The sequence below is a fragment of the Neisseria sp. P0021.S005 genome, from assembly GCF_051956955.1.
Genome location: NZ_JBQCWY010000122.1, coordinates 1 through 7503 on the forward strand (window position 1 = coordinate 1; position 7503 = coordinate 7503).

Annotated in this window: 7 protein-coding genes and 2 pseudogenes; 2 read left to right on the top strand and 7 right to left on the bottom strand. The window is 50.4% G+C overall.

Features of this window, described 5'->3' with window-relative positions; all coding sequences use genetic code 11:
- Nucleotides 1-82: 82 nt before the first annotated feature.
- Nucleotides 83-1021, bottom strand: a complete 939-nt coding sequence (locus tag ACTHUE_RS08490) for an NUDIX hydrolase (RefSeq protein WP_107769071.1) — start codon at nt 1019-1021, stop codon at nt 83-85.
- 158 nt (nt 1022-1179) lie between these two features.
- Between ACTHUE_RS08490 and nadA the strand changes: the two genes are divergently transcribed.
- Nucleotides 1180-2292: a quinolinate synthase NadA gene (nadA, locus tag ACTHUE_RS08495; protein WP_107769072.1), complete on the top strand. Its 1113-nt coding sequence runs from the start codon at nt 1180-1182 to the stop codon at nt 2290-2292.
- Between the two features lie 51 nt (nt 2293-2343).
- The gene (gene nadB / locus ACTHUE_RS08500; RefSeq protein WP_440423279.1) at nt 2344-3852 is read left to right on the top strand and encodes an L-aspartate oxidase; all 1509 of its coding nucleotides are present in this window, start codon (nt 2344-2346) and stop codon (nt 3850-3852) included.
- A 415-nt stretch (nt 3853-4267) separates the two neighbouring features.
- Here nadB and ACTHUE_RS08505 read toward each other — a convergent pair.
- The 6 genes and pseudogenes from ACTHUE_RS08505 to ACTHUE_RS08530 form a co-directional block, all read right to left on the bottom strand.
- Nucleotides 4268-4733 (bottom strand): annotated as a pseudogene (locus ACTHUE_RS08505) (hypothetical protein).
- 253 nt (nt 4734-4986) lie between these two features.
- Entirely contained in the window at nt 4987-5478 is a 492-nt protein-coding gene (locus tag ACTHUE_RS08510; protein ID WP_107792553.1) for a contact-dependent growth inhibition system immunity protein, read from the bottom strand.
- 74 nt (nt 5479-5552) lie between these two features.
- Nucleotides 5553-5627 carry a hypothetical protein gene (locus ACTHUE_RS08515; RefSeq protein WP_336623262.1) on the bottom strand — a complete coding sequence of 25 codons (75 nt, stop codon included), beginning with the start codon at nt 5625-5627 and terminating at the stop codon, nt 5553-5555.
- Between the two features lie 235 nt (nt 5628-5862).
- Nucleotides 5863-6057 (bottom strand): annotated as a pseudogene (locus ACTHUE_RS08520) (hemagglutinin repeat-containing protein); the annotation flags it as partial.
- A 113-nt stretch (nt 6058-6170) separates the two neighbouring features.
- Entirely contained in the window at nt 6171-6704 is a 534-nt protein-coding gene (locus ACTHUE_RS08525) for an ankyrin repeat domain-containing protein (protein ID WP_070461578.1), read from the bottom strand.
- The coding region (locus tag ACTHUE_RS08530; protein ID WP_440423281.1) for a GH-E family nuclease at nt 6694-7503 on the bottom strand (810 nt) is incomplete at its 5' end. The genes ACTHUE_RS08530 and ACTHUE_RS08525, both read right to left, overlap by 11 nt.

The following is a 7503-nucleotide window of genomic DNA, read 5'->3' on the forward strand; positions in this document are numbered from 1 at the left end:
GTTCCGTACTATCTGTACTGTCTGCGGCTTCGTCGCCTTGTCCTGATTTTTGTTAATCCACTATAGGTCGTCTGAAAACGGGCTAACGGCTGCCCAGCGGCAGTCCGATGTCCGAAATCAGCCTGTCGGGCAGGACGTCATCGCGGAAGCGGTAAAGCTGCGCGGGACGGCCTTTGCTGCCCGATACGCCGGTATCCGACGGCTCGATGAGGTTTTGCTGCTGAATCTGGCGGCGGAAGTTTTGCTTGTGCAGCAATCTGCCGCTGATGGCTTCGACGCTGTTTTGCAGTTGCAGCAGCGTGAATTCGGGCGGCATCAGTTCGAAAATCACGGGGCGGTATTTGATTTTGGCGCGCAGGCGGGACAGTGCGGTCGCCAGTACGCGGCGGTGGTCGTGGCGCATGGGCTGCCCCGTGAGCGTGAAGTCGAAGTTTGCCTGCGGCTCGGCGGCTTCCGCTATCAGGCCGCTTTCATACAGCATTTCATAGCGTTGCAAAACGTATTCTTCCGACCAGTTTTCCGGTTCGACCCCCCAGCACAAATGAATGCGCTTGAGCCGCTTTTGGCGCACTTCCTCCGTATCCGCTGAGTTTGCCCAAATGTGCAGGCGGCTGACGATGCTATCGCGCTGTCCGCCGTCGGTACGCAAATCTTCCCACGGAAAATAGCAGTAGCAGTCCTGCCATTTCGCATCAGGATGCAGGATGTTGTCGGCCGCCTCACGCACCAGCCCCAGATAGCTGACGTACAAGACAGGCATGCCTTGCTCGTTTTGGCGGCGCGTATCGACAAAGGTATAAAGCTGTTCTACATAGCCCATAGGCTGCGATGTCTGCTTGGCGACCCACATCCTGACCCCTGCCTGCAAGGAGTGGCGAAGCGGTGCAAGCAGGCCATTGGGTAATAGCTCTCCTTTGGCAACTGTCAAAACCCTCAAGCTGCCGTTTGTAATGGCGATCAGTACAGGAACCAGCTCGACGATACTTTGCGTATTGGCTGCTGTTTCAGGATAGGCATCCATGCGTGGCTTTCATTCAAGAGAAAACCTTATTGTAAACCAAAGCGGTTTTCAGACGACCTTGCATATTATACTCAAGTTGAGCATAATATAAAACTATTTCAAAATATAAACGGCAAACACCTTCATGCCGTCTGAAAAACCAGCTACAAGGAAACATCATGCAAACCGCCGCCCGCCGCTCGTTCGATTACGATATGCCACTCATCCAAACGCCGACTTCCGCCTGCCAAATCCGTCAGGCATGGGCGAAGGTTGCCGACACGCCCGACCGAGAAACAGCAGGCCGTCTGAAAGACGAAATCAAGGCTTTGTTGAAGGAGAAAAATGCGGTCTTGGTGGCGCATTATTACGTCGATCCGCTGATTCAGGATTTGGCTTTGGAGACGGGCGGATGCGTGGGTGATTCGTTGGAGATGGCGCGCTTCGGCGCGGAACATGAAGCCGATACGCTGGTGGTGGCGGGCGTACGCTTCATGGGCGAGAGCGCGAAAATCCTCTGCCCTGAAAAAACAGTGCTGATGCCTGATTTGGAGGCGGAATGTTCTTTGGATTTGGGTTGTCCCGAAGAAGCGTTTTCAGCGTTTTGTGACCAACACCCCGACCGTACGGTCGTAGTGTACGCCAACACTTCCGCTGCCGTAAAAGCGCGTGCCGACTGGGTGGTAACGTCTTCGGTGGCGTTGGAAATCGTGTCGTATCTGAAATCGCGCGGCGAGAAGCTGATTTGGGGGCCCGACCGCCACCTCGGCGACTACATCCGCCGCGAAACGGGCGCGGATATGCTTTTGTGGCAGGGTTCGTGCATCGTCCATAACGAATTCAAAGGGCAGGAGCTGGCGGCGTTGAAGGCGGAACACCCCGACGCGGTGGTGCTGGTCCATCCTGAATCGCCGCAAAGCGTCATCGAACTGGGCGACGTGGTCGGCTCGACCAGCAAACTGCTCAAAGCCGCCGTATCGCGTCCTGAAAAAAAATTCATCGTGGCGACCGATTTGGGCATCCTGCACGAAATGCAAAAGCAGGCGCCTGACAAAGAATTTATCGCCGCACCGACGGCGGGCAACGGCGGAAGCTGTAAAAGCTGCGCGTTCTGCCCGTGGATGGCAATGAATTCGCTGGGTGGCATCAAATACGCCCTGACAAGCGGACACAACGAAATCCTGTTGGACAGGAAGCTGGGCAAAGCCGCCAAACTGCCTTTGCAGCGTATGCTCGACTTCGCGGCAGGGCTGAAGAAAAAAGATGTGTTCAACGGCATGGGCCCCGCCTGATTTGCCGTCCATATTGCCGTTTCAGACGACCTCTCAAACAAGGACAACACCATGCAAACGGATTGCGACGTATTGATTGCCGGAAACGGGCTGACGGCACTGACGCTCGCCCTGTCGCTGCCTGAATCGTTCCGCATCGTCATTTTGTGCAAAAACCGGCTGGACAACACCGCCAGCCGTCATGCGCAAGGCGGGATTGCGGCTGCGTGGTCGGGAGAGGACGATATCGAAAAACACGTTGCCGATACTTTGGAAGCGGGCGCGGGTTTGTGCGACGAAGCCGCCGTCCGCACCATCTTATCGCAGGGCAAACCGGCAATCGAATGGCTGCTGGCGCAGGGTGTGGCGTTCGACCAAAATAATAACGGCCTGCACCTGACGCGCGAAGGCGGGCATACCTGCCGCCGAATCGCCCACGTCGCCGACTACACGGGCGAAGCCGTCATGCAGAGCTTGATTGCCCAAATACGCCGCCGCCCGAACATCCGCGTTTGCGAGCGGCAGATGGCGTTGGACGTTCAAACCGAATCAGGTGTGGCGTGCGGACTGAACGTCCTCGACTGCCGAACGCAAGAAACCTACCGCATCCGTGCCAGCCATACCGTACTCGCAGGCGGCGGCCTCGGGCAGATTTACGCCGCCACCACCACGCCGCCCGAATGCACGGGCGACGCCATCGCCATGGCGATACGCGCAGGCTGCGCAGTCGAAAACCTCGAATTTATCCAATTCCACCCCACAGGCTTGGCAAGGCCGTCTGAAAACGGCCGCACCTTCCTGATTTCCGAAGCCGTGCGCGGCGAAGGCGGCATCCTGACCAACCAATCGGGCGAACGGTTTATGCCGCATTACGACCGCCGCGCCGAACTCGCACCGCGCGACATCGTTGCCCGCTCCATCGCCGCCGAAATCGCCAAGCAAACGCAAGACTTCGTCTCACTCGACATCAGCCATCAACCCGCAGAGTTCGTCCGTCAGCATTTCCCGTCCATCCATCGGCACTGCCTGTCCCAATGCGGCTTGGACATCACGCACCAAGCCATCCCCGTCCGCCCAGTGCAACACTACACCTGCGGCGGCATCCAAACCGACCCCAGCGGCAGAACCTCCCTGCCGCAGCTCTACGCCTTAGGCGAAACCGCCTGCACAGGGCTGCACGGCGCCAACCGCCTCGCCAGCAACTCCCTGCTCGAATGCGTCGTGACAGCCAGGCTTGCCGCCCAAACCATCGCGGACGGACAAGCGTTCCAAACCGAACCATTCCAAAAGCCGTCTGAAAGCCTCTCTGCCGAAACAGACATCTTTTCAGAAGGCCTCCAAAACGCATTCAGCCGCCCCACCCTGCAAGCTTTCAACCAACGCCATCTGGGCATCATACGCAACGATACCGACCTGCGCCATGCTATCGCCCAACTTCGGCTTTGGAAGCAAAACCAAGCCGAGCCATACACCGCGTCCGAATACGAAAACCGCAACCTACTCGAATGCAGCCTCGCCGTCGCCCAAGCCGCATACGCTAGAAGGCAAAATATTGGCGCGCATTTTAATAGTGATTGTTAAGGCTGATAGAGACCTTTGCAAAATACCCCTCTTCCTTATTTCCCCCATATGGGAAAAACCACCTATCATCATTTTCTCGTACATGGGATTCAACTATTGACAATGAAATTCCCATTTCTTGCTCTATTTGACTGAAAAAAGATACTGCGATTTTCTTTGCTTCTTGATAATTAATTATCATGGCAATACTCCAAATTGAAAATGTTTGAAGGTAGTAAAATTGACTTTGCCTCCTTTTTGTATTTGCCTATTAATATACCTTTTTGGACAACTGCGCTTTATAGCCCGCGCAAGATCGGCACATTAAATAAAGGCCGTCTGAAACGGTTTTTCTGTTTGCAGACGGCCTCTTGGCTCAAACCGTGAGAACCGCATGCGTGCGTTCCGCACACATCCTACTTGTTGAGTTTAGGTTTCATATAGGCCACGGCTTGCTTTCCAAATATGCTTTTATTTCATAAATTAGATTATTTATATTAGGGGAAACTACATTTCCTGTTTTTCCTATTACAAGTAGACAATTATATTTTATTGCCCAGTCAATGGTTTTCTGAATAAATTTAGTATAATCAAATCTTAAATCAAGTTCACACTCTATATCATCTGGCCAAACGGTAAGACTATTACCAAAATTATCACAAAACATGATTGCATCTTTATCCCAAGACTCTTTCGATTTAAGCTTTTTTTTTTGCTTCATTTATTATTGATAATAATATAAAATCATTATCGATAAAGTAATTTTCAAAACTTTTATTCTCATTAAAATTCTGAAAACCATTAGATCGATACTCATCAAGTATGATATCTTTATTTGCATTAAATTTATTTCTGATAGCAGCTGATGGGATAAGGTAGTACCGATAATTCCAAATTGCCATTTTTATTTACTCCTATAACGTGGTCTATTAACATTACCTGATTCATTCAAGACATCAATAGAATTTTTCCAATTAGTATTAGGAACGGGAAAGTCAACTTTTTTAAATTTTAATTCACATATCCTTCCAAGCAAGCCGTAGCCCGCATTAAACCTATGCAGGTAAGGTGTGTGCGGTACGCACGCTGGCCTTGAGTGTGATAAAAAAGTCGTCTGAAACATTTTTCCGGCTTTCAGACGACTTTTGCCAAATATTATCGGCAGCGGCTCAATGCCAACTTTAAACCTGCTCCGATTTCTTCAGGACTGTTATCCAATGATAAAATTACATTGTCTGCATCAATGGCATCCCACGCTTCCAGCTTGACATGGCGGCTTGGGCTGATTTTCAGGCAGCCGTTGTGCAGCCAAATATCCACGCTCATCATGTTTTTAAATAGGGCGCGTCTGGTTTTATAGCCCAAGTTCCCGCATAGGTTGGCAACCCAATCCTCATAACGTGGTTTAAAACTTTCCTGTTTTAAAAAATCAATACGTTCAGCTTCGTTGTCTAACGTCCTGCTGTTCGCCAATGCTTGTAAGACTGTCGTGCCTAAAGTTCCATTGTCGGTATCCAATGGCAGGATATGGGGAGGATATAGGTGGTCTATTGCCGTTAACCCCAAACCTGAACATGTTTGAACAATCAGAGCTTCTTCATTAGCATAAAAAACTGCCCAATAATTTTGATCCTGTTTAAAAATCATTATTTGATCTCCGTAATTTTGACTGTAATGTTTTGACTCTTGCCATACTCTACCACACGTTGTAACTGCAATCTTTACTCCTTATTAGTTTGTGCGGGTATGGCCAGATGGATTTCGCGCTGTTTGATCATGTCGGCCCTTAATGTCATACCCGAAAGGCTATGACGTTCAAAATTTGTCGTCTTAGAGTTGTCTCTACACCGCTTCGGATAATGATTTTGCTAGCCGTGCTACCGATATGGGTGTGGCGGCGAACTGCTTTTGTCTGATGGCTGTGGTGGCTTGTTGAAAGAAAGGCCGTCTGAAACCGTATTTATTGTTTCAGACGGCCTCTTAGCTCAAACCTTGAGAACCGCATATGTGCGTTCCGCACACATTCGCGTTGCCGATAAGCTGCGCACCCTTGAGGGTGGTATCCCCGCCGCTGCGGATGGTGGTTGTGCCGACCATACTGCCAACATGGGTGTGGCGGTGGACTGCTTTTGTCTGATTGCTGTGGCTACTTGTTGAAAGAAAGGTCGTCTGAAACCGTATTTGTTGTTTCAGATGACCTCTTGGCTCAAACCTTGAGAACCGCATGCGTGCGTTCCGCACACATCCTACTTGTTGAGTTTAGGTTTCATATGGGCTACGGCTTGCTCTTGCCAAATAGAGCTGGATTTCGCGGGAGAGCTATCCTTACCTATGGCGCATCAGGCATATTGCTCCATTAGGGCAATAACCGGTTTCAAACTTTGGTCATCGGAAAAATAAGTCTTCATAAAATCCAATAGCGACATGTTTGCATTCTTGACCGGGTGATGCACATCTGCACCTTTGTCCAGCATGGCTTTTAAAACGTCCAGTCTGTCGGGGATGCCGCCTATCATGGCCAAAGGAATTCCTTGGTCGGTATAGGTTTCAATGTTCGGATCCGCTCCGGCCTCCAACAGTACCATGGCCGCATCTCCGTTTTCTGCCCGCATCGCGTAATGCAGCGGTGTCATGCCGTAGATGTCTTGGGCGTTTACAGGGACACCTTTGTCTATGTAAAACCGTATAGTTTCAGGTGATGATGGATTCCAAATATTAGCCCTATGCAGGCTATTCCATTTTTCATTAGGAGAAATACGGAATGGATCTAATTTCCCCTCGCTTTCCGCCTTTTGAAGGAAAGCAATATCACCTAGCTCTTCAGCTTCCGCAATTTTTTCTTCAAAACTGGGAGGTGTTAAATTATTTACCATTTAAAAAGTTCCTCATATCTTGTTTAATTGTACCCAAATCACCCCGCCCCGGTTTTTCAAACCTGGGGTCGTGAGATTCGTTTTCCGCCTTGTTCTGCAGAGCAAACAATTTTTTCGTCCTTTTCGGGTCGTTCACATACTCATTCAACTGGCTCTGCGTCATGCCTAATTCATCTGCCGCCTTTATCAAACGGCGGTTTTCCCAACCGTATCTGTGTCCGATGTGGACGGGTGGTTTGATAATATTAGAGATATTTCCTTTTTCTGCATAGCTGCCGTCAGGCAGTTTGATATACCGGTCATACACACTGTCCCTTATCGGTTTGCGCAAATTCGGCCGTTTTAAAGCAGTGGCAGCTCTCCCCGGATCGGGCATAAAACGTCCGAGTTCGTCGTGATAACGCCCATTTGCATCACGTTTGGGGTATGTTTCCTGTGGTTGCGGATCTGCCGGTGGATCTGTTTTTTTGTCAAAGTTGGGTTTCGGCGGATCGTCTTTTTTAGCTGCTTCTCCCCGGGCGTCTTTGTCCAGCATGCGCTTAAAGCTGTTAACGCCTGGTTTGACAACCTGCTTCAATACCTTGCCCGCTCCGACGGCCGTAGTCAAATTTTCTACCGATTGAAGTCCGATCAGTGCGGCTTGCGCACCTCGGACGTCTTGTCCGTAAATCGGTTGCAAGTCATTTAAGATTAAGGAAGCAGTACCTGCTCCAGGTGACTGGAAGGCCTCGGTGACATTGTCCCAGCATCGTCCAAAGTCGTTTGCACAGTTTTGGACATCTTTAAAGGTATCCACCGC

Coding starts and splice junctions, on each gene's coding strand:
- ACTHUE_RS08490 (WP_107769071.1), bottom strand. CDS start 1,021: ATGGATGCCTATCCTGAAACAGCAGCCAATACGCAAAGTATCGTCGAG.
- ACTHUE_RS08525 (WP_070461578.1), bottom strand. CDS start 6,704: ATGGTAAATAATTTAACACCTCCCAGTTTTGAAGAAAAAATTGCGGAA.
- ACTHUE_RS08510 (WP_107792553.1), bottom strand. CDS start 5,478: ATGATTTTTAAACAGGATCAAAATTATTGGGCAGTTTTTTATGCTAAT.
- nadA (WP_107769072.1), top strand. CDS start 1,180: ATGCAAACCGCCGCCCGCCGCTCGTTCGATTACGATATGCCACTCATC.
- nadB (WP_440423279.1), top strand. CDS start 2,344: ATGCAAACGGATTGCGACGTATTGATTGCCGGAAACGGGCTGACGGCA.